Source organism: Acidaminococcus nyctereutis (genome assembly GCF_052216985.1).
Taxonomy (GTDB): domain Bacteria; phylum Bacillota; class Negativicutes; order Acidaminococcales; family Acidaminococcaceae; genus Acidaminococcus; species Acidaminococcus fermentans_A.
The window spans coordinates 36,794-58,638 of the sequence record NZ_JBQOUY010000003.1; the positions used below are offsets into that span (position 1 = coordinate 36,794).

Genomic DNA, 21,845 nt, shown 5'->3' on the forward strand with positions numbered 1-21,845 from the left:
TGTCATAGGTCAGACGTCATACGCTTTTGGAAATCAATTTTTCCAAATTGATTTTGAAATTTCAAGATCTCTTGCAGGATCCAACTGATTTTTATTTGCGTTCAGTGCCAGCAAAGCTGGCTTCCTTCGGCGTATGACGTATGACCTATGACGTATGACGGGGTGTTGCTGTGCAACACCCCCCTTTTTCATGGTATAATAAAATTTAGAGTATACAGGAGGTGGTACCCATGGAAGAAGACGGTCTGTTTGCAGCCCAGGTGGAAGAACCGCTGGCGGCCCGGCTGCGGCCGCGGACACTGGACGAATTTGTGGGTCAGGAACAGCTCCTGGGGCCCGGGAAGATCTTACGGAATTTGATCGAAGAGGACCGGATTTCTTCTATGATCTTTTGGGGTCCTCCTGGGGTGGGGAAAACCACCCTGGCGCAGATCATCGCCCATACGACCCGGGCCAATTTCATTACCTTCTCTGCCGTGACCAGCAGCATCAAAGATATCCGGACGGTGATGCAGCGGGCAGATGACAATCGGCGTTTCGGTGCTCGCACCATTGTTTTCGTAGACGAAATCCACCGGTTCAACCGAGCCCAGCAGGATGCCTTCCTGCCTTTTGTGGAAAAAGGAGCCATCATCCTGATCGGGGCCACTACGGAGAATCCTTCTTTTGAAGTGAATGGGGCTCTGCTCAGCCGCTGCAAGGTCTTTGTGCTGAAGGCATTGACCCAGGAAGACATCGAGGGCATCCTCCGGAGAGCCCTTACGGATCCTCGGGGATTCGGGAAAGATAAGGTCCTGCTGGAAGAGGGCAGCCTGGCCTTCCTGGCCAGACTGTCCAATGGAGATGCCCGATCCGCCCTGGCTACCTTGGAAATGGTGGTACTCAATGGGGAGAAGCAGGCTGACGGGATCCATGTAAGCCGAGAACTGATCGAACAGTGTACCGGGAAAAAGTCTTTGCTGTATGATAAAACAGGAGAAGAGCATTACAATTTGATTTCTGCCCTTCACAAATCCATGCGGAATTCCGATCCGGATGCAGCCGTCTATTGGCTGGCCCGGATGCTGGAAGCAGGGGAAGATCCTCTCTACATTGCCCGCCGGGTGGTCCGGTTTGCCAGTGAGGATGTAGGAATCGCTGATTCCCGAGGCTTAGAGATCGCAGTGGCAGCCTATCAGGCCTGCCACTTCATCGGGATGCCGGAATGTTCTGTGAACCTGACCCATGCGGTGATCTATCTTTCCATGGCTCCCAAATCCAATGCCATGGAACTGGCTTATAACGAAGCAAAAGCCGATGCTCTCCAGCACTTGAATGAACCGGTACCTTTGCAGATCCGGAATGCGCCCACCCGTCTCATGGGAGAATTGGGCTATGGGAAGGGGTATCAGTATGCCCATGACACCCAAGAAAAAATGGCAGCCATGCAGTGCCTGCCTGATGGGCTGAAAGACCGCTCCTATTACCATCCTACGGAACAGGGCCTGGAGGCTCGGTACAAAGAACGGCTGCGTCAGATCAAAGAGTGGAAAAAGGCCCATGGGCAATAAATGCAATAGAAAGAGCACAGATTTGTCAAGATTTTGTTACATAGGTCCCATATGATAGAAATGGAATGAAAGAAGGAATAGGAATGATTCTCGGAATCGGTGTGGATATCCTGGAAGTAGGGCGGATGGAACGGGCTCTGAAACAGGAAGGGTTCAAGGAAAAGGCCTTCACCCAGGATGAAATCGCTTACTGTGAAAGCAAGGGCGCTCACAGCAGTGAATCCTATGCGGCTCGGTTTGCGGCCAAAGAAGCCCTGGGCAAGGCCTTGGGGACAGGGCTTCGGCCGGGACAGCTCCAGCAGGTGGAAGTGCTGGCGGACGAAAAGACAGGGGCTCCTTATCTCCATGTGATGGGTCAGCTGCGGGTGGCTGCGTTGAACCGTCAGGTGGAGCGGCTCCATGTGAGTCTGAGCCATACGGCAGAAAATGCCATAGCCCAAGTGATACTGGAGGGATAAGATGAAACTGATTGCAAGTGCAGCTATGAAAAAAGTAGACGCCAAGGCGATTGGCGAAATGGGGATCCCAGAAGCTGTCCTGATCGAGAACGCAGGCCGTGCAGTGGCCGATGCAGCAGGAGAACTGCTGGGAGATCTCCAGGAGAAACGGATCGTCTTCCTTATCGGCAAGGGGAACAATGGGGGAGATGGCCTGGCCGCCGCCCGCTTCCTGCTGAAACGGGGGGCTCTGGTCACATTGGTCCTAGCGGAGGCTCCAGAAGCCTTCGGCTCGGGTGCTGCTCTCCAATACAAAATCTGCCAAAGTTTCCCATTTACCATCCTGCGTTGGGAAAAAGACCAGAATGATGTGCTCCAGGCTTGTGCCCAGGCCGATCTTTTCGTGGATGCGCTCCTGGGTACGAGTTTCCATGGGAAAGTGCGGGAACCGATCCGGTCCCTGCTGGAAACCCTCCAGATGGTCCCGGTTCCCGTCCTGGCAGTGGATATCCCCAGCGGGGTGGAGGCTGATCATGGCGGTACGGATCTGGCACTCCATGCCCGGGCCACGGTGACCATGATCGCTCCCAAGCCGGGACTGTACCTGTATCCTGGAGCCGGATATACGGGAAAGATCATCCTGGCGGATTTGAATACTCCGCCTTCTTTGGTACTGGAGGCAGAAAGCGATGTGGAACTCCTGACAGAAGACCTCATCCGCCATGAACTGCCTCAACGGCCGGCGAATGCCCACAAGGGGATGAACGGAAGGGTCGGGATCCTGGCCGGTAGCCTGGGCTATGCCGGTGCTGCTGAGCTCTGCTCTAAAGCGGCGGTCCGGGCTGGGGCTGGTTTGGTGACACTGTATACCCAGAGAGATGTCCTCCAGCCATTGATCATCAAATCCACCGAAGTGATGGTACGGCCTGTGACGGAGGCCAGTTTGCAAGCCTTTCGAGACTTTGATGTAGTGGCGGCAGGTCCGGGGATGGGAAAAGCGCCGGAAACGGTCCAGTATCTCCGGAAACTGCTGCCCCAGCTGCAGCAACCCATCGTATTGGATGCTGACGGACTCAATGATCTGGCAGGCGAAGATGACCTGCTGGCTTCCTTGAAACAGAAAATCTTGACTCCCCATCCTGGGGAAATGGCACGGCTCCTAGGTGTGGATATCAGCCAGATCCTTCGAGAACCAGTCCGCAGCGCCCGGGAAGGGGCAAAACGGTGGCAGGCAGTGGTGGTCCTGAAATGTACCCCTACAGTGATCGCTTTGCCGGATGGCCAGGCATTCCTCAATACTACGGGCAATGAAGGGATGGCTACCGGAGGTTGTGGCGATGTACTGACCGGGACTATCGCAGCCCTCCTGGGACAGGGACTGCAGTTGGGACAGGCGGCCTGCTGCGGGGTCTATCTCCATGGGATGGCAGGAGATATGGCGTCCGAAGCTGGAAAAATCGGTCTGGCAGCGGGAGATTTGGTAGACAGGCTCCCAGCTGCCCTGAAAAAAGTCAAGAAGGGATGAAGACCATGGACCGGACCATAGCGGCCGGCATAATTTGCATGAACCTGGTGAAAGTGTTACAATGGCCGGGTAGTCTGGGAAACAGGAGAGAACCTGCTGCTTCCCTAGAGGAGGTTCCAACGTGATCAAAAAACTGCTGTTACTTTTTTTCTGTCTGACGGCATGCCTGGGAATGGGCAGTGCGCAGGCAGCAGCCAAAATCCAGGATGTGGTATACGGTGTCAATCCCAATGGCCGGCTGCGGATCGTCCTGGACACCAACCAGGCAACGAGATATAAGACGGAAATGATGGATCGAGAACTGCGGGTCACCGTCTATGGGAACCTGAAGTCTTCCATCCCACTTGTGACGACCCCGAAAAAGGCCACGTACGTTTCCAAGGTCTATCTGGAACGGAAAATCAATGCTACAGTGGTCCATGTGATGATGAAGAAGCCGCTCCAAAAGGGGATGTTCAATGTATTCAGCCTGAAGGCGGACAGGGTAGCCAAACGGCCTACCCGGGTGGTAGTGGATGTGATCGCGGCACCGCCTCAGAAGACCTTTACTCCCAAGCGGCCCAGTCGGCCCGCCAGTTCCCCCTGGCAGTCCACCCGGCCGAAACCCAGCTTCGGAAATACGTATTCGGTGGTGGGAGGCCTCAAAGGCAAACGGATCACCCTGGATCCTGGCCATGGGGGCACGGACCCGGGGACCCATGGGCTGGTCACGGGCACTTATGAGAAGGATATCACGCTGCCCATTTCCAAAAAGGTGAAAGCCCTGCTGGAAAAGAAAGGGGCCATCGTCTATATGACCCGGACCACCGACGTGGATGTGTACGGACCGGATGCCACTGATGCAGAAGAGCTCCAGGCCCGGGTGGATGTGGCGGAGAACAGCCATTCGGACATGTTCATCAGCATCCATATCAACGCCAGCGAAAACACCAGCGTAGGCGGTTTCTCGACGTATTACCATCCCAAGACAAAATATGATATCCAGGTGGCCCAGTGCATCCAGGATCAGCTGATGAAAACAGCCGATGTGGATGACTTGGGAGTCCGGTATGCCAATTTCTATGTGAACAAACGGAGTACCATGCCCGGGGCTTTGGTGGAATGTCTGTTCCTGACCAACAAACGGGAGGAAAAACTCCTGATTTCCGACTGGTTCCAGAATAAGGTGGCTAAGGCCATTGCAGACGGGATCGAGGACTTCTACAATCAGCATCAAGGAGGTTGAGCCCATGGACAAAAGACTGACCCGCTGGATAGCGGTGATGCTGCTGGGAGGCATGACCTTTTTGGGAGGCTGTGGGACCCAGAACACGACAGTAAATCCCGAATCCCCTAAAGCTTCTGTAGGAGCGGATACTAAAACGGGCAAGAAAGAGGCCCAGGCTTCTGATCGGACTCTGTACCGGGTGGGGAAAAATGGAAAGCTCCAAGCCCAGACGGTGAAGCTTTCCGGCAGCCAGGACAAACTGCCCCTGCTGGTGCTGAAGGAGCTGGTGGAAAAGCGGCCCCAGGGCGACACCACCTTTCCGAAAGGGACGAAGGTGAACAAGGTCACTGTCAAGGACAAAGTAGCCACAGTGGACTTCAGCCGGGAGTTCCAGGCCCGGCGGGGGGACCATGATACCTTGCTGATGCTGTACGCAGTGGTGGACACTCTCACCGAGTTCCCAGAGATCCAGAAAGTGAAATTTACCGTGAAAGGCAAGCCGGTAACGGTGCTGGGCGGCCAGGATCTAGGGGACCCGTTGAAACGGGACGGGAAGTATATACAATAAAGAAAGCGGGGCTGTTGCATATGCAACAGCCCCGTCATACGTCATACGCCGATGGAAGCCAGCTTTGCTGGCTCTGAATGTAAGAAAATCAGTTGATTGATGGAAGTGGTTTTGAAGCTTCAAAATCAATTTGTGAAAATTGATTTCCATAAACGTATGACGTATGACCTATGACGAAGGGGGTGTTGCACGTTTTGTGCAACATCCCCCTTGTTACTCTTCTTTCAACTTGGCAACTGCCTCATCATACCGGGCCACTACTTCCGGCTCTGGTTCGCTGTCCATCAGGCTAACGATGACGATGGCCAGGCAGGAAAAGATGAAGCCAGGGATGATTTCATAGATACCGGTGAAGGAGAAGAAGTTCTTCCAGATCAGGACGGTGGACCCTCCCACCACGATGCCCGCAAAGGCTCCGTCCGTGGTCATCCGGCGCCAGAACAGGGAGAACAGGACAAGCGGCCCGAAGGCGGCCCCGAAGCCGGCCCAGGCGTAGGACACGATGTTCAGGATCATGCTGTCGGGGTTCATGGCCAGCACCAGGGAAAGGGCGGACACCACGATGATCATCATCCGGCTCATGCGCACCAGTTCCCCTGCTGTGGCTTTCGGATTGATCAAAATCTTGTAGAAGTCCGTGGTAAAGGAAGAAGCGGCTACCAGCAGCTGGCTGTCCGAAGTGCTCATGATGGCTCCCAGGATCCCGGAAGTGATGATCCCGGCAAAGAAAGGATGGTAGAATTTTCCGCTCATCTGGATGAATACGGTTTCTGCCGCCCCGCCTTTCAATACGTCTCCCAAGTAGACCCGGCCCGTCAGTCCTACTAGCACGGCCATGGCCAGAGAGATGATGACCCAGGTCACAGCGATATGGGTGGCCTGCCGGATGCTCTTAGGATCCCGGATGGCCATGAAACGGACCAGGATATGAGGCTGGCCGAAATAGCCCAGGCCCCAGGCCAAGAGAGAGATGATGGCCGTAAGGCTCAGGACGCTGCCGTCAGCGCCTCTTACCATATCGAAATAATAGGGGCTGATGGAATTCAGCCGTGCGATCGTAGCATCTACGCCTCCGATATAGTACATGGCTGTGACGGGAACGATCAGGATGGAAAAGAACATCAGGAATCCCTGGAACAGATCCGTCCAGCATACGGCAGCGAAGCCTCCCATGAGCGTGTAGAAAACAACGATGCCTGCGGTGAGGAATAAGGAGTAGCGGTAATCCAGGCCGAAAGCCGTGTTGAACAGTTTGCCTCCGGCTACGAAACTGGAGGAAGTGTAGATCAGGAAGAATATGAAAATAAAGAAGGCAGAGGCAATCCGCAGCTTCCGGTGCTTGTCATAGAACCGGTTGTCGAAGTATTCCGGCAGGGTGATGGCATTTCCCATGACGGAAGTGAAAATCCGCAGCCGTTTGGCTACCAGGACCCAGTTGACCCAGGTCCCGATGATCAGCCCCAGGGCGATCCAGAAGGCGCTGATGCCAGCCATGTAGGCATAGCCAGGAAGCCCCATGAGCATCCATCCGCTCATATCAGAAGCCTCTGCACTCATGGAAGTGACCCAGGGGCCCAGCGCCCGTCCCCCCAGGGCGTAGCCTTCCATGTCCTCGTCTTTTTTATAGGTGATCAGTCCGATTCCGATCAGCACTGCGAAATACAGTACCAGAGCCACTACGGTGCTCAATGCGATGTGCATAGACAACATCCTTTCCTGTTATGAATAACCTTCATTATATAATAGAAAGTTCTATGGCGCAATAAAATCTAGGATCTGTGTTTTTTCTTCCATATCACCCTTGCCTTTTAGCTGTCTTTAATATAAAATAAACAAGAATAGGCAAGACAATACAATTTTTTGCTGACAGATACTACATAACGAATCCGAAAGAGGGCTTGCTCCTTCGCCGCGCTGATGGTGCTGGCTTGCACAGGGGCAACCCTCTCTTATTGTGGAGAGAGTCCATGACACCTGTAAAGATTACCATCCATAGTGAAACCGTAGGGGCCGGTGATGCTGCGCCTGCTACGCTGGTGGCTTTCGGGCAACTGACGGAAAAGGACGGAACCGTCTATGTCCGGTACGATGAATCCGAAGTGACCGGCATGGAAGGGACCCGCACCACCCTGAAATGGACGGAGGACACCCTGACGGTAATCCGGCATGGCCGTTATGAACATCGGCAGCAGTATGAACGGGGCCGGAACAGTTCGTTTCAGTACAGGACCCCGTATTTTACTGTTCCCATGACGGTCTTTACCCGGGAATTGGCCATTAGCCGCCGGGACAGGGGTTGGCAGGTCCGGGTGTTTTATGACCTGGAAATGGACAGCCAGCCCAATGGAAGCATTCGTTTGCAAATCGAGATCGAGGAGGAAGAAAAGCGTGGACATGAAGAAAGTACTGGCGGAGGCTGTTGCCGACGCCGTCCGGAAGGCCATTGAGGCAGGGAAACTGTCCCAGGGGGAAATGGCTCCGGTGGTCCTGACCGTACCGCCCCAGAAAGCCTTTGGCGATTATGCCACCAATTTTGCTCTGCAGGCGGCTCGGAATTTCCGCTGTGCCCCCCGGGTGATCGCCGGTGCGGTGCAGGAATACCTGGACTGCCCCAGCGTGGACAAAGTGGAAATCGCAGGTCCCGGATTTTTGAACTTCTACTTGAAGGAAGACTGGCTGGGTGAATCTCTCCGGGCCATCCTGGACAAAGGGGAAAACTACGGGAACTTGCCGGCCAAAAACGGAGAAAAGATCCAGATCGAATACGTAAGCGCCAATCCTACCGGTCCTCTCCATGTGGGCCATGGGCGGGGAGCGGCTGTGGGCAGTGCCCTGGCCAATCTGATGAAGGCTGCTGGGTATGATGTGACCCGGGAATACTACATCAACGACGCCGGGAACCAGATGCACAACCTGGCTCTTTCTGTAAACGCCCGGTATCTGGAACTTTTCGATATCCCCTGCGAATTCCCGGAAAATGGATACCATGGGGAAGACATCAAAGTGACTGCCCGGCGGATCAAAGACAAGTACGGGGACAAGTTCATCCACATGGCGGAAGCAGAGCGGCTGGAACAGTTCCAGACCCTGGCCAAGGAAGAAAAACTGGCGGCCCTGAAGGAAGACCTGGAAGCCTTCAACTGTGAGTTCGATGTGTGGTTCAGCGAACAGAGCCTCCATGATGCAGACAAGATCCACAAAGTGGTGGACGAGCTCCAGGAAAAAGGCTATGTGTATGAGAAAGACGGAGCCAAGTGGTTCAAATCTACGGTTTTCGGAGACGATAAAGACCGGGTGGTGATCCGGGACAATGGGGTATCCACCTATTTTGCTGCGGACATCGCTTACCACCAGAACAAGTTCCAGCGGGGATTCGACCGGGTGATCAACCTGTGGGGGGCTGACCATCACGGGTACATTCCCCGGGTGAAGGCAGCTATGGAGGCTCTGGGCTATGATCCCAGCCGGTTGGAAGTGCTGATCCTCCAGATGGTGGCCCTGTACCGGAACGGGGAACTGGTGAAGATGAGCAAACGGACCGGCAAGAGCGTGACCTTGAATGAGCTGATCGAAGAAGTCGGGACCGATGCAGCCCGGTTCTTCTTCATCATGCGGAGCATGGACAGCCAGCTGGACTTCGATCTGACCCTGGCCACGGAACATTCCAATGACAATCCGGTGTACTATGTCCAGTATGCCCATGCCCGGATCTGCAGCATCCTGCGGCAGATGGAAGAAGAAAAGATCGTCCTCCGGAAGGACTGTGATCTCTCCGTTTTGAAAGAACCCATCGAGACGGACCTGATCAAGAAACTGAATGATTATGAAGAACTGATCGATACGGCAGCTGCGGAACGGGCACCCCACAAGATCGCTCACTATGTGTACGATTTGGCCGGGTTGTTCCATTCGTTCTATAACCAGTGCCGGGTACTGGGCGTAGATCCTGCGGTGCAGCAGGCCCGTCTGGCGTTGATTACAGCTGTGGGCAATACCCTGCGCCACGGTTTGAAGATCCTGGGTGTCAGTGCACCGGACCATATGTAAAGTCGGCGAAAGCCAAAAAGGGAGGAAGAAAATGACCAAGTATATTTTTGTAACGGGCGGCGTGGTATCGTCTTTAGGCAAAGGGATTACGGCAGCTTCTCTGGGGCGTCTGCTCAAGAGCCGGGGCTACAAAGTCACTATCCAGAAATTCGATCCCTATATCAATATCGATCCCGGTACCATGAGCCCGTACCAGCACGGGGAAGTCTTCGTCACCGATGACGGTGCTGAAACGGACCTGGATCTGGGCCATTACGAACGGTTCATTGATATCAATCTGACCCGGAACTCCAATGTGACGGCTGGCCGGATCTACCAGTCCGTGATCAACAAGGAACGGCGGGGCGACTATCTGGGCCGTACGGTACAGGTCATTCCTCATATCACCAATGAGATCAAGGAACGGGTCTATCGGGTAGGCCGGGAAGAAAATGCAGATTTCGTCATCACGGAAATCGGCGGTACCGTTGGGGATATCGAATCTGAACCCTTTATGGAAGCCATCCGGCAGGTGAAGAAGGATGTGGGCCGGAACGATGTGCTCTACATCCACGTGACCCTGGTGCCCTACATCGCTGCGGCCGGGGAACTGAAGACCAAACCTACCCAGCACAGCGTGAAGGAACTGCGCAGCATCGGCATCACCCCGGATATCCTGGTGTGTCGGAGCGAAAAAGAAATCAGCAAAGAAATGCGGGAAAAGATCTCCATGTTCTGTGATGTGGATGCAGATGCTGTGTTCCAGTCCATCACGGCTCCCAGCATCTACGAAGTCCCCATGCTGCTGGAAGACCAGGGGATGGATAAAGTCGTCCTGCGGAAACTCGACATGGAAGACCGGCCCAAGGATATGGCTGCCTGGCATGCCATGGTAAAGAAGATCCTGGCACCCCATGCCAAGAAATCCACCATTGCTGTGGTAGGCAAATACGTGGAACTGCCGGATGCTTATATCAGTATCGTAGAGGCTCTGAAGCATGCCAGCTACTTCCATGATGCCGATGTGGATATCGAATATATCAATGCGGTGGAGCTGGAAGACCCGAAGGCAGATTTTGCCCAGATCTTCCAGGGCGTGGATGGCATCCTGGTGCCCGGCGGTTTCGGCGACCGGGGCATCGAAGGGATGATCCGGGCTGCCCAGTATGCCCGGGAAAACAAGATCCCCTTCTTCGGTATCTGCCTGGGGATGCAGTGCCTGGTCATCGAATATGCCCGGGATGTGTGTGGCATGGCCAAGGCCAACTCTACGGAATTCGATGAAAACACGCCGTATCCCGTGATCTACCTGATGCCGGAACAGATGAGCGTGGAAATCAAGGGCGGCACCATGCGGCTGGGGGCATATCCCTGCAAACTGTATCCGGGCACCCTGGCAGAAAAGGCCTATGGCACGGAGATGATCAGCGAACGGCACCGTCATCGGTATGAAGTGAACAATGAACTGCGGGATGACCTGTTCAGCCACGGCCTGGTCTTGGGAGGCACCTTGCCTAACGGGAAACTGGTGGAAATGGTAGAACTGCCTACGGATGTCCATCCCTGGTACCTGGGTGTCCAGTTCCATCCGGAATTGAAATCCCGTCCCACCAATCCCCATCCTTTGTTCAAGGCTTTCATCGCAGCTGCGTTGAACTACCATAACCATTGATTTCTGCTGCAATAGCAGGTACAATGATAGGGCAATGAAAATTGCCGAACGAATTGGGAGGCGTATGGAATGAATAGAGAATTATCCATGGAATTTGTCCGAGTAACGGAAGCTGCAGCGATTGCCAGTGCCCGCGGCGTAGGCCGGGGAGATAAGAATGGCATTGATCAGCTGGCTGTGGATGCCATGCGGAAAATGTTTGATACCGTCCATATCAATGGCACGGTAGTCATCGGCGAAGGGGAAATGGATGAAGCCCCGATGCTGTATATCGGGGAAGAAGTAGGTGCCGGCGGTCCTGATGTGGATATCGCCGTGGATCCGGTGGAAGGGACCAACCTGGTGGCCAAAGGGCAGAACGGCGCCATTGCCGTCATCGCCATTGCCCCGAAGGGATGCCTGCTCCATGCTCCGGATATGTATATGGATAAGATTGCCGTAGGTCCTCGGGCCAAAGGCTGCATCAACATCGATGATCCTGTGAGTGTGAACCTGGAACGGGTGGCCAAGGCACTGCACCGGAATGTGAACGATCTGACGGTGGTGGCCCTGGATCGGCCCCGGCACCGGAAAATCATTGAAGAAGTCCGTTCCGTGGGGGCGCGGATCCGCCTGATCAGTGACGGAGATGTGGATCCCATCATCGATGCCGGTATCGAAGGCACCGGTGTCCACATGTACATCGGCCGGGGCGGTGCTCCGGAAGGGGTCCTGGCTGCCTGCGGGCTGAAATGCTTGGGCGGTGATATGCAGGCCCGTCTGGTCCCGGAAAATGAAGACCAGGTGGAACGCTGCCGGAAGATGGGCATCGAAGACACCAAGAAGATCCTGACCATCGATGACCTGGTGAAGGGCGATGACTGCATGTTCACCGCAACGGCCATCACCAACTGCGATATGCTGCGGGGCGTCAATTATTTCGGCAATGGGGCCCGTACCCATACCATTTCCATGCGGTATGCTACGGGAACGGTCCGCTTCATCGATGCGGTCCATACGTTCGACCGGAACGATATCAATATCAAACTGTAATTGACAGGGGGCTGTTGCACAGGCAACAGCCCCGTCACTGGTCACTGGTCACTGGACGAAGGAAGGCAGCCGGGCTGCGGCTGCCTTTCATTGTATGATGCTGGCTCGGACGCGCCTTTGGCTTGTCCTTGCTTCTCTGGAAAAAACCTGGATAAGCAACGGATTAAAGAAAAGCATAGTCCTATTTTTATTCGAAAGAACCCGTCAGCCACGGGTTCTTTCCAGCGGCCAGAGACCAGTGACAAGAGACCAGTGACCGGGGGTGTGAATTTTTTCACACCCCCTTTCCCTGTTCCTGTAAAGAGAGAATTTTATGACAACTACACTGACGAAACTGCTTATAGAGGAAAAGAATGTACGGGAAGCCGCAGAGCTCTGGAAGAGGGAAAGCGGACCTGTACAGCTGACCGGTCTCACAGGTTCTGTGAAAGCCGGCTTTTTGTGTGCTCTCCAAGAAACGGTCCAGGCGGCCCAACCTCTGGTGATCCTGACGGTGAACCGGGAAAGCATCCGGCCCCAGCGCCGGGAACTGGCCTACTTCTATCCGGATCTGGCCATGCGGGAATTGTACCCGGCCAGTCTGATCCATGGACAAGTGGATACTCGGAATGAACAGGTGGTGGCGGAACGGGCCGCTGCCTTGGAGATGATCTGCCGTAAAGAAAAGGGGATCATCTTCGTGACAGCAGAAGCAGCTATCCAGAAACTGCCGGCACCGGAAACCCTGGTCCGGGAAAATATCAAGCTGGCCGCCGGGCAGGAATTGGAGCAGGCCTTGGTGGTGGAAAAATTGGTAAAGGCTGGTTATGAACGGACAGATCAGGTGGATACCATCGGGCAGCTGGCTGTGCGGGGGGATATCCTGGATGTATTCCCCATCAACGCCAAGGAACCGGTACGGATCGAATGGTTCGACAATACCATCGATGTCATCAAACGCTTCGATCTGGATACCCAGCGGAGCATTGGTTCTATTCCTCAGGTGGGGATCATGCCCCTTGCTGTGGAAGGACAGGAGGAGACGTCCTCTATTTTCCAGTACTTGACAGTGGATCAGCTGGCCGTGCTGGATGAACCGTCTGGATTCTTTGAGGAGTGCCGGAAGAGCTGGGGGGACAATCGGGAATTTGCTGATCAGCTGTTGGACCAGGAAACCATGATCGCCCAGGCAGGAGAATGCCACTTGGCAACTGTCAGCGACTTGGGACACCCCTATTTTCCCCAGGCCCCTAAGCTCCATGTCCAAGTACGGTCCATGGCTCCCTACAACAAGAATACGGAGCTGCTCCAGAAGGATCTGAAGGGATGGCTGGAGCAGGGAATCCATCCCTTGATCATGATGGGGACCAGGGACAAAGCCGCCGGTTTGGCAGAAAGCCTGAAGGGAAGCGGCGTTGCTGTCTCTTTTTCCGGAGAACTGAAGGGCATACCGGAACAAGGCGGGACAGTCTTTGCCGGCAGCTTGACCAGCGGGTTTTATTTCTGGGATGAGAAGTGGCTGCTGCTTACAGAAAGCGACATCTTCGGGATGCAGAAGAAGCGGCGGCTGACAAAGACCAAGGGCAAGGGACCTTCTCTGAACTATTTCTCCGACATCAAGGTGGGGGACTATGTGGTCCATGATACCCAGGGCATCGGCCGGTATATGGGCGTAGAGACCATTGAAGTGAATGGGGTCCACCGGGATTATCTCCAGCTCCAGTATGCCAAGGGGGACAAGCTCCATGTGCCGGTAGAGCAGGTGGGTCTGCTGCATAAATATGTGGGCAATGAGGGGACACCCCCAAAACTGTCCAATATGGGTCGGAAAGACTGGCAGAAGGCTACCCGGAAAGCCCAGAAGGCCATTACCATCCTGGCTACGGAACTGCTCCGGCTCTATGCCCAGCGGAAGATCACCCCGGGCCATGCTTTCGCCCCGGATACCCACTGGCAGAAAGAGTTCGAGGACAGTTTCCCCTTTGAAGAGACGCCGGACCAGCTGAAAGCCATTGCCGAGATCAAGGCAGATATGGAGAAACCTGTGCCTATGGAACGTCTCCTGTGCGGGGATGTAGGGTACGGCAAGACGGAAGTGGCCATCCGGGCGGCTTTCAAGGCCGTCATGGACGGCAAACAGGTGGCCGTCTTAGCTCCTACCACCGTCCTGGCTCAGCAGCACCTGCTGACCTTTTCCCAGCGGATGGGATCCTTCGGGGTGCGGGTGGAGATGCTCAGCCGGTTCCGGACTCCCAAACAGCAGCGGGAAATCATGGAACGGGTGGCGGAAGGAAAAATCGATGTGCTCATCGGGACCCATCGGATCCTGAATCCCGATGTGGAGTTCCATGATCTGGGGCTCCTCATCATCGACGAAGAACAGCGGTTCGGAGTGGCTCAAAAAGAAAAGATCAAACAGCGCAGTGCGGGAATCGATGTGCTGACCCTTTCTGCTACGCCCATTCCCCGGACGCTGCATCTGGCACTGGTGAAGGGACGGGACATGAGCATCATCGAATCCCCTCCGGAAGACCGGCTGCCAGTGGAGACCTACGTGGCCGAATACGATGACGGGATGGTCCGGGAAGCGCTGGAACGGGAAATCCGCCGGGGCGGACGGATCTATTATGTCCATAACCGGATCGAAGGATTGAGCCGGATCGCTGCCCATCTCCGGGAACTGGTCCCTGGGATCACCATCGGACTGGCCCATGGGAGGATGGGGGAAGACGAACTGGAAGATGTGATGCTGGGGTTCTACCAGGGTGATTTTGATGTGCTTCTGTGCACGACCATCATAGAAAATGGATTGGATGTACCGCTGGCCAATACCATCATCATCGACGGAGCGGAAAATTTCGGCCTGTCCCAGCTGTACCAGATGCGGGGCCGGGTGGGTCGGTCTTCCCGGCTGGCTTATGCGTATTTCCTCTACAAGAAGGATCGGGTCCTCAGTGAAGTGGCCCAGAAGCGGCTCCAGGCTATCCGGGACTTTACAGAGCTGGGGGCCGGCTTCAAGATCGCCATGCGGGACCTGGAAATCCGGGGGGCCGGGAACCTCTTGGGAGCGGAACAGCATGGCCAGATCGCCGGGGTGGGCTTCGATCTCTACTGCCGGCTGCTGGAAAAGACCATCAACACCCTCCAGAACGGCGGGAACCCGGATGAACCCATTCCGCCGGATCCAGTGATCGAAATGAAACTGGATGCCTACATTCCGGACGATTACATCGACAATCCCCGGTATAAACTGGAACTGTACCATCGCCTGGGTGATATGAAATATGAAGAGCGGGATGACCTGATGGACGAAATCATCGACCGTTTCGGGACGCCTCCGGAACAGGTGGTGAACTTATGGCGGGTGGCTGCCCTCCGGGATCTGTGCCGGAAACTGCGGATCACTGGGGTCGCGGTGCGGCCGGGAGAAGTGCGGATCACCTTTGATCCCCACAGCAAAGCCAATCCGGATGTGCTCCAGGCCCTGATCCGGGAATATGTGCCCCGGGCCGTCCTGAAGATGGGTCCCCAGCCTCAATTCGTCCTCAAGACCCGAGGCATGAAGGAAGAACCTCTCCAGTGGCTGGAAAAGCATCTTCCCTCCATGCTATAATCACTAAGAGTGAAGAGTGAAGAGTGAAGAGTGAAGGGAGGCGGCAGGGATGGCAGACCGATTCATGAAAGGGACATTGGTCCTGACGGCAGCGGGGCTCCTGGTAAAGATCTTGGGATCGGTGAACCGGATCCTCCTTTCTCGGCTATTGGGGGGGGAAGGCATCGGGCTGTACCAGATCGCTTATCCTCTGTATCTCTTGCTGGTGGCCCTGTCGTCCGCCGGAATCCCAGCGGCCATGTCCATCCTGATTTCCCGGCGGGCCGCTGTAGGGGACCGGCAGGGTGCCAAGGGGATCCTGGGGATCTCGGCTGGCCTGATGGCGCTGGCAGGAATCTTTTTTGCCGGGCTGGCCTGGGTCCTGGTCCCTTGGCTCATCGATGGGGGAATTGTCAAAGACGGACGGGCTCGGCTTGCTATGCTGGCCTTGGTCCCGGCCATCGGACTGTCCATTCCCGTAGCCTGTTTCCGAGGCTATTTCCAGGGTTTCCAGGAAATGACCCCTACGGCAGTCTCCCAGATCCTGGAACAGTTCACCCGGGTGGTCACGATGGTCCTTTTGGCCTGGGTCCTGCTGCCGAAAGGGCTGGCTTGGGGGGCTGCCGGTGCCGCCTTCGGGGCCGTCCCTGGAGCTGTGGTGAGCCTGGTTCTCCTCTTGTGGTTCTTCCATCAGCAGCAGAAACGCTGGCGGAGGGAACCGCTTTCCCCTGTGGAGGAAGGACAGCCGTCTCTCCGGGCAACCGCCTGGCAGCTGATTTCTTTGGCCCTGCCGGTGACTTGTGCGAACCTGATGGTACCGGTGGTCAGCGGCATCGAGATGATCCTGGTACCGGAACGGCTGCTGGCTGCTGGGTTTACGGTGGTCGCTTCTACCAGGGCCCTGGGGTATCTGTCCGGTATGGCTATGCCTTTGGTGAACATGGGGACCATCCCCACCAATTCTTTGGCCGCTTCCGTGGTGCCGGCAGTGGCAGAAGCCAAAGCCTTGGGCCGGAGAGACCTGATGGAGGGCAAGACACGCCGGGCCTTCCGCTTCTTCCTGCTGCTGAACGTGCCGGCTGCTGTGGGAGTGGGGCTCCTGGGGACACCCATTTCCCAGGTGCTCTACGGCACCGTCCATGCAGGAATGGTGATCACCGCCCTGGCCCCGGCCATTTTCTTCCTGGGACTCCATCAGGTGTCCACGGCTATCCTCCAGGGGTTGGGCCATACCCGGGTCCCTATGGTGAATATGCTGCTGAGCCTTTTTGTCAAGGTCGGACTTCTCTGGACCCTTACGGCCGATCCATTTTGGAATATCCAGGGGGCGGCTTGGGCTACTGATGCCAATCTGGCCGCAGCCGGGATGGGGAATCTGCTGTGGATGTATCACAGTGACCGGCTGACCATGCCGGGAAAAAACTGCCTGCGGATCGCTTTGGCAGCAGCTGTCATGGGTCTGGCCATATGGGCTGTAGGTCCGGCGGCAGCCCGGATCAGTACGGGGCCCGTGCTCCCGTTGGCCCTGGAGATCTTCTTAGGCGCTGCAGTCTATGGCTTGTGTCTCCTGGGTACTGGAGAATTGAAATACAGTGAGCTGATAAAAAGGAAATGAGGCATAGTATGAAAACACTCCATGAAAAGGGAATCCATGAACTGGGCGTATTGGATCTGCGTCCGCTGATCGAACTGGTGCGGGTCCTGCGGGAACCCGGGGGCTGCCCCTGGGATCGGGTGCAGACCCATACCAGCATGCGGCGGGAACTGGTGGAAGAAGTCTATGAAATGCTGGAAGCTATCGATGATGGCAATGTGGCCGGCATGCGGGAAGAAATGGGGGATGTGCTCCTCCAAGTGGTATTCCACGCCCGCCTGGCTGAAGAAGAGGGCCTGTTCACCATGCAGGACGTCATCGATGACTTGGTGAAGAAACTGGTCCACCGCCATCCTCATGTCTTCGGGGACACTCAGGTCAGCGGGGCCGGGGAAGTGATGCGGAACTGGGAGGAACTGAAGGCAGAAGAGAAAAAAGAACGGACACATGCCCTGGATGGAATCGCCAAGGGACTGCCAGCCCTGATGCGGGCCTACAAACTCAGCGCTAAAGCCGCAAAAACCGGCTTTGAATGGCCTGATGCCTCTGCCGCATGGGATAAGGTCCAGGAAGAGAAAAAAGAGCTCCAGGAGGCGGCTGCGGCTTCAGATCAAGAACGGACCGAAGAGGAATTGGGAGATCTTTTCTTCGCCTTAGCGGTCTACGCCCGGAAATTGGGACTGGAGCCGGAAACGGCGCTGAACCGGGCCAATAATAAATTCCAGCAGCGGTTCCAGCGCCTGGAAGAACAGGTACGGGCAGCAGGGAAGACGTGGAAAGACCTTTCCCTGGAAGATATGGAAGCTGGATGGAAGGCTGCCAAACAATCTCTCCGACAGCCGTCCGAAAAGTGACAAAATGGCTGGAAGCCCCTGTCCATGCGGTTGTTTTCAAGATTTTTCCAAAAAACACGTGCATTTTTCCTATGTTTGTGCTAATATGACCATAGTCAGGCGCCATACAAAGGGCGCAATACCCAATTAGGAGGACTTTTCTTATGAACAAAAGTGAATTGATCGCTGAAGTTGCGTCCAAAACCGCACTGCCCAAAAAAGATGCTGAAAAGGCTGTGAACGCTTTCATTGATACTGTCAAAGAAGCCGTTGCCAAGAAGGATAAGGTACAACTGATCGGGTTCGGTACTTTTGAAGCTCGTGTCCGCAACGCCCGCAACGGAAAGAATCCTCGCACTGGCGAAACCATTAAGATTGCAGAAGCCAATGTTCCTGCTTTCAAGGCTGGGAAAGCTTTCAAGGATGCCGTAAACAAATAAGAGGCGGATTCAGCAACCTGATGCTCCCGGTATCAGGTTGCTTTTTTATCCCAGGCCTTTTGTCCTCTGGGCCCGGGTATGGAAAGGCGACGAGATGAGTTCCAGAAACAAGCTCAACAAGAGATTCCTGATAGTGATCCTGGTATGCACACTGCCTCTGCTCAAGAATGTGGCGGAACAGGGATTCCAGATCTTCCAGCTCCACCAGGAAAGGGTTCGGACCGAAAAGAAAGTCCAGCAGCTGAAAGCCGAGAATCTGGCATTGGAAAAGGAAAAAGAGAATCTGGGAGATATCCACTATATCGAGAAGGTCGCTCGGGAGGAGCACAATATGGTGGGGAAGAACGAAATCCCTTTGTTCATGGTGAAAAAATAATGGGGCTGTTGCATGCGCAACAGCCCCATTTTGGGCTTCAGCCTTTTCCGAATACCTGTTCCTTCAATCTTTTGCCAGTTTTGGTGACAGCCAAGCCACCGCCGGCAGTTTCCCGGAGGGAGGCAGGGAGAGCATTGCCTACGGCCCGCATGGCTTCGATGCATTCGTCCACTGGGATACAGGAACGGATGCCTGCCAGGGCCATATCCGCCGCAGAGAAGGCAATGACCACGCCGCTGGCGTTCCGTTTGATGCAGGGGATCTCAACCAGGCCAGCCACAGGATCGCACACTAGGCCCAGCTGGTTGGCGATGGCCATGGCACAGGCATCGGCGGCCTGCTGGGGAGTGCCCCCTGCCAGCTCTACCAGAGCTGCCGCCGCCATGCCGGAAGCACTGCCGCATTCTGCCTGGCAGCCTCCCTGGGCTCCGGCGATGCAGGCATTCTGGGCGATGACCATACCGAAGGCCCCTGCAGTGAAGATGGACAGGACTACATCCTTCCGGTCCGCTCCCTTTTCTTCCATCAGGGTCAAGAGACAGCCGGGCAGGATGCCGCAGCTGCCAGCCGTGGGGGTGGCCACGATCCGCCCCATGGAGGCATTGCAGCCGGCTACGGAAAGAGCACGGGCGATAGCATGGCCGATGATGGTGCCGGACAGCCCTCCCTGGGTCCGGGCCGTATAGTCATTCATTTTCCAGCCTTCTCCGCCGGTGAGCCCGGAGGTGGACCGCTGGTCTTTTCTTTTTCCGAATTTCACTGCGTCGATCATCACGTCCAGATCCGTGGACATTTTGTCGAACAGTGCTTTTGGGCTTTGTTCCAGAGATTCTGCTTGGTCCGCCAGGACCAGTTCGCTGATTTTCTTGCCGCTTTTTTCTGCGGCTTCCACCAATTCAGCAATGGATGTATAGGTTAGCATGGGATTCCTCCTCAAATAGCTCGGATCAGGACCACATTGGTCACATACTGGACGGAGCGGATGGCATCGATCACGTCCGCTGGGGGCAGCCCGTCGATTTCGATGGTCATCATAGCGATGCCGCCTTTAACCGGCCGGGACAGCTTGAAGTTGGCGATGTTGATGTCCTTGTGTTTCTGCCACATGATATTGGTGACGGCGGCGATGACTCCCGGACGGTCATAGTGGGGAACCAGGATGGTATTCCGCTCTCCTGTGAAATCCACCTTCATGCCATCCACATAGTCCACCCGGATATTGCCTCCGCCGATGCTGGCGCCCTGGACCGTATGCTGGCTGCCATCGGCACAGGTGACCTGGATCCGGGCTGTATTGGGATGGGTATTGGGGATATCAGTGGGGATATAGGTATACTGGATGCCTTTTTGGTCAGCAATGGAAAAGATGCTGCGGATTTCTTCCGAATAGCTGTGGTAGCCCAGGATCCCGGCCAGAAGGGCTTTATCGGTACCGTGACCTTTGTAGGTCTTGGCAAAGGAACCGGACAGCTCGATCCGGATTTCCTTAGGCTCGCTCTGGAGCAGCTTGTTGGCTACCCGTCCCAGACGGACGGCGCCTGCTGTATGGGAACTGGAGGGACCGATCATGACCGGCCCGATGATATCGAAAATATTCATGTTGGACCTCCTGATAAAAAGGAATATAAAAAACGTTCCATGCTCCTGGGTCCGGATCGGGCTGGAAACTGTGGCTCTGTTGTGGGAGAAGGGAGTTGGAAAGGGAAGGATCAAGACAATTGTTGGATATCCCTGACAACAAAACCACGGTGCCTGAAAGCAATCAGGCAGACAGCTGCAGCTGGAGTACAGGTGGAGATGGAACGTTTTTAGCGTAAATTATTTCTTAATCCAGGTTTTGTAGATCTTGTCTACAATCACCGCAATGGCGTTGTCCCCGGATACGTTGCAGGCAGTCCCGAAGGAATCCTGGGTGATGTACAGGGCTACCATCAGGGCACAGATAGGACCGTTGGGGTCTCCCTGTTCTTTCCCGAAGATCATCCACAAAAAGGGCAGGGCCGTCATGATAGAACCGCCGGGGGCTCCCGGAGACGCCACCATGGCTACCCCCAGAGTCATGATGAAGGGGATGACCGTACCCAGATGGATAGGAATCTGGTACATGAGGCAGACCGCCGTAGCACAGGCTGTAATGGTGATCATGGAGCCGCACATATGGATGTTGGCACATAGAGGAATCACGAAGTTGCGGATCTGTTCGCAGACACCGTCAGCCTTAGAACATTCCAGGTTCACCGGGATAGTGGCTGCAGAAGACTGGGTCCCCAGGGCTGTGGTATAGCCAGGGATCTGGTTCTTCATCAGGGTGAAGGGGTTCTTCCCGCTGAAGGAACCGGCAATCATGAATTGGATCACCAGCAGGATCAGATGCATGGCGATGACCACCAGGAAAACTTTCCAGAGGACGCTCAGGATCACAAAAGTCTTGCCGGAGCGGGTCATGTCCACAAAGGTACCGCAGATGTACAGCGGCAGGAAGGGGACGATGGCGTGGGTCAGGACCTGATCGATGATCTTAGAGAAATCTTTGAAGCTGTTGTACAAAGTATCCCCGATTTCTTTTCCCCGGAGAGAGGACAGGCACAGGCCGATGATGAAGGCCAGCACTACTGCAGAAATGGTATCCAGGATGGGCGGGATGGTAATGGAAAAGAAAGGCGGCAGGCTTTTGCCGGTGGTCTTGGCCAGTTCATCCAATACCCCGGCACTGATGAAAGAGGGGAACAGGGTATCGGCCACCGTGAAGGAGAAGGTACCCCCTACAAGGGTGGAACCGTAGGCCAGGATAGCGGTGATCAGGAGCAGCTTGCCTGCCCCCTGGGACAGATCGGCGATCCCCATGGTCACATAGGCCAGGATCATTAAAGGAATGACGAATTTCAGGAAATTACTGAAGATACCGGAAAGGGTGACGACGGTGCGGCAGATATCTTCCGGCAGATACTGTCCTATCAGGATACCGATGATGATGGCAATGATGATTTTTGGTACGAGACCGAGTTTCATGAAAT

At 55.2% G+C, this 21,845-nt stretch carries 18 protein-coding genes; 14 read left to right on the plus strand and 4 right to left on the minus strand.

The window, feature by feature from the left end:
- The first annotated feature begins 230 nt into the window (after positions 1-230).
- The 5 genes from ACTUHY_RS02675 (at position 231) to ACTUHY_RS02695 (ending at position 5,287) form a co-directional block, all read left to right on the plus strand.
- Positions 231-1,550, plus strand: coding sequence for a replication-associated recombination protein A (locus ACTUHY_RS02675; protein ID WP_442826492.1), 1,320 nt, complete (start codon positions 231-233; stop codon positions 1,548-1,550).
- 83 nt (positions 1,551-1,633) lie between these two features.
- Entirely contained in the window at positions 1,634-2,008 is a 375-nt protein-coding gene (acpS, locus tag ACTUHY_RS02680) for a holo-ACP synthase (RefSeq protein WP_278674380.1), read from the plus strand.
- 1 nt (position 2,009) lies between these two features.
- Positions 2,010-3,512: an NAD(P)H-hydrate dehydratase gene (locus ACTUHY_RS02685; RefSeq protein WP_442826493.1), complete on the plus strand. Its 1,503-nt coding sequence runs from the start codon at positions 2,010-2,012 to the stop codon at positions 3,510-3,512.
- Positions 3,513-3,633: 121 nt separating this feature from the next.
- Positions 3,634-4,737: an N-acetylmuramoyl-L-alanine amidase family protein gene (locus tag ACTUHY_RS02690; protein ID WP_442826494.1), complete on the plus strand. Its 1,104-nt coding sequence runs from the start codon at positions 3,634-3,636 to the stop codon at positions 4,735-4,737.
- A gap of 4 nt (positions 4,738-4,741) precedes the next feature.
- Positions 4,742-5,287: a GerMN domain-containing protein gene (locus ACTUHY_RS02695; RefSeq protein WP_442826495.1), complete on the plus strand. Its 546-nt coding sequence runs from the start codon at positions 4,742-4,744 to the stop codon at positions 5,285-5,287.
- 213 nt (positions 5,288-5,500) lie between these two features.
- Here the strand turns inward: ACTUHY_RS02695 and putP are convergent, their stop codons facing one another.
- The gene (putP, locus tag ACTUHY_RS02700) at positions 5,501-6,988 is read right to left on the minus strand and encodes a sodium/proline symporter PutP (RefSeq protein WP_442826496.1); all 1,488 of its coding nucleotides are present in this window, start codon (positions 6,986-6,988) and stop codon (positions 5,501-5,503) included.
- A gap of 266 nt (positions 6,989-7,254) precedes the next feature.
- On the opposite strand from putP, the gene ACTUHY_RS02705 reads away from it, so the two are divergent.
- From ACTUHY_RS02705 to ACTUHY_RS02745, 9 genes are all read left to right on the plus strand, one after another.
- Positions 7,255-7,734 carry a YwiB family protein gene (locus tag ACTUHY_RS02705; protein WP_442826497.1) on the plus strand — a complete coding sequence of 160 codons (480 nt, stop codon included), beginning with the start codon at positions 7,255-7,257 and terminating at the stop codon, positions 7,732-7,734.
- The gene (gene argS / locus ACTUHY_RS02710; RefSeq protein WP_347567774.1) at positions 7,676-9,334 is read left to right on the plus strand and encodes an arginine--tRNA ligase; all 1,659 of its coding nucleotides are present in this window, start codon (positions 7,676-7,678) and stop codon (positions 9,332-9,334) included. Before ACTUHY_RS02705 ends, argS begins: the two co-directional genes overlap by 59 nt.
- Positions 9,335-9,365: 31 nt before the next feature.
- Complete coding sequence (locus tag ACTUHY_RS02715) at positions 9,366-10,985, plus strand: CTP synthase (RefSeq protein WP_278674372.1); 1,620 nt, start codon at positions 9,366-9,368, stop codon at positions 10,983-10,985.
- A 69-nt stretch (positions 10,986-11,054) separates the two neighbouring features.
- Positions 11,055-12,017: a class II fructose-bisphosphatase gene (gene glpX, locus ACTUHY_RS02720; RefSeq protein WP_278674371.1), complete on the plus strand. Its 963-nt coding sequence runs from the start codon at positions 11,055-11,057 to the stop codon at positions 12,015-12,017.
- A gap of 313 nt (positions 12,018-12,330) precedes the next feature.
- Complete coding sequence (mfd, locus tag ACTUHY_RS02725) at positions 12,331-15,609, plus strand: transcription-repair coupling factor (protein WP_442826498.1); 3,279 nt, start codon at positions 12,331-12,333, stop codon at positions 15,607-15,609.
- 49 nt (positions 15,610-15,658) lie between these two features.
- The gene (locus tag ACTUHY_RS02730; RefSeq protein WP_442826499.1) at positions 15,659-17,203 is read left to right on the plus strand and encodes a putative polysaccharide biosynthesis protein; all 1,545 of its coding nucleotides are present in this window, start codon (positions 15,659-15,661) and stop codon (positions 17,201-17,203) included.
- Between the two features lie 8 nt (positions 17,204-17,211).
- Positions 17,212-18,036, plus strand: a complete 825-nt coding sequence (gene mazG / locus ACTUHY_RS02735; protein WP_442826500.1) for a nucleoside triphosphate pyrophosphohydrolase — start codon at positions 17,212-17,214, stop codon at positions 18,034-18,036.
- 143 nt (positions 18,037-18,179) lie between these two features.
- Positions 18,180-18,455: an HU family DNA-binding protein gene (locus ACTUHY_RS02740; RefSeq protein WP_442826501.1), complete on the plus strand. Its 276-nt coding sequence runs from the start codon at positions 18,180-18,182 to the stop codon at positions 18,453-18,455.
- Positions 18,456-18,549: 94 nt separating this feature from the next.
- Positions 18,550-18,831 (plus strand): FtsB family cell division protein, encoded by a 282-nt coding sequence (locus ACTUHY_RS02745; protein ID WP_442826502.1) that lies wholly within the window; start codon positions 18,550-18,552, stop codon positions 18,829-18,831.
- Between the two features lie 37 nt (positions 18,832-18,868).
- Here ACTUHY_RS02745 and sdaAA read toward each other — a convergent pair whose 3' ends face one another.
- From sdaAA to ACTUHY_RS02760, 3 genes are all read right to left on the minus strand, one after another.
- Positions 18,869-19,753 (minus strand): L-serine ammonia-lyase, iron-sulfur-dependent, subunit alpha, encoded by an 885-nt coding sequence (sdaAA, locus tag ACTUHY_RS02750; protein ID WP_442826503.1) that lies wholly within the window; start codon positions 19,751-19,753, stop codon positions 18,869-18,871.
- Positions 19,754-19,764: 11 nt separating this feature from the next.
- Complete coding sequence (sdaAB, locus tag ACTUHY_RS02755) at positions 19,765-20,430, minus strand: L-serine ammonia-lyase, iron-sulfur-dependent subunit beta (RefSeq protein ID WP_442826504.1); 666 nt, start codon at positions 20,428-20,430, stop codon at positions 19,765-19,767.
- A gap of 219 nt (positions 20,431-20,649) precedes the next feature.
- Positions 20,650-21,840: a dicarboxylate/amino acid:cation symporter gene (locus ACTUHY_RS02760; protein WP_442826505.1), complete on the minus strand. Its 1,191-nt coding sequence runs from the start codon at positions 21,838-21,840 to the stop codon at positions 20,650-20,652.
- Positions 21,841-21,845 lie beyond the last annotated feature (5 nt).

Excerpts from the sequence above, each read along its gene's own strand:
- ACTUHY_RS02675 (WP_442826492.1), top strand. The coding sequence starts at position 231 with ATGGAAGAAGACGGTCTGTTTGCAGCCCAGGTGGAAGAACCGCTGGCG.
- acpS (WP_278674380.1), top strand. The coding sequence starts at position 1,634 with ATGATTCTCGGAATCGGTGTGGATATCCTGGAAGTAGGGCGGATGGAA.
- ACTUHY_RS02685 (WP_442826493.1), top strand. The coding sequence starts at position 2,010 with ATGAAACTGATTGCAAGTGCAGCTATGAAAAAAGTAGACGCCAAGGCG.
- ACTUHY_RS02695 (WP_442826495.1), top strand. The coding sequence starts at position 4,742 with ATGGACAAAAGACTGACCCGCTGGATAGCGGTGATGCTGCTGGGAGGC.
- putP (WP_442826496.1), bottom strand. The coding sequence starts at position 6,988 with ATGCACATCGCATTGAGCACCGTAGTGGCTCTGGTACTGTATTTCGCA.
- ACTUHY_RS02705 (WP_442826497.1), top strand. The coding sequence starts at position 7,255 with ATGACACCTGTAAAGATTACCATCCATAGTGAAACCGTAGGGGCCGGT.
- ACTUHY_RS02715 (WP_278674372.1), top strand. The coding sequence starts at position 9,366 with ATGACCAAGTATATTTTTGTAACGGGCGGCGTGGTATCGTCTTTAGGC.
- glpX (WP_278674371.1), top strand. The coding sequence starts at position 11,055 with ATGAATAGAGAATTATCCATGGAATTTGTCCGAGTAACGGAAGCTGCA.
- mfd (WP_442826498.1), top strand. The coding sequence starts at position 12,331 with ATGACAACTACACTGACGAAACTGCTTATAGAGGAAAAGAATGTACGG.
- ACTUHY_RS02730 (WP_442826499.1), top strand. The coding sequence starts at position 15,659 with ATGGCAGACCGATTCATGAAAGGGACATTGGTCCTGACGGCAGCGGGG.
- mazG (WP_442826500.1), top strand. The coding sequence starts at position 17,212 with ATGAAAACACTCCATGAAAAGGGAATCCATGAACTGGGCGTATTGGAT.
- ACTUHY_RS02740 (WP_442826501.1), top strand. The coding sequence starts at position 18,180 with ATGAACAAAAGTGAATTGATCGCTGAAGTTGCGTCCAAAACCGCACTG.
- ACTUHY_RS02745 (WP_442826502.1), top strand. The coding sequence starts at position 18,550 with ATGAGTTCCAGAAACAAGCTCAACAAGAGATTCCTGATAGTGATCCTG.
- sdaAA (WP_442826503.1), bottom strand. The coding sequence starts at position 19,753 with ATGCTAACCTATACATCCATTGCTGAATTGGTGGAAGCCGCAGAAAAA.
- sdaAB (WP_442826504.1), bottom strand. The coding sequence starts at position 20,430 with ATGAATATTTTCGATATCATCGGGCCGGTCATGATCGGTCCCTCCAGT.
- ACTUHY_RS02760 (WP_442826505.1), bottom strand. The coding sequence starts at position 21,840 with ATGAAACTCGGTCTCGTACCAAAAATCATCATTGCCATCATCATCGGT.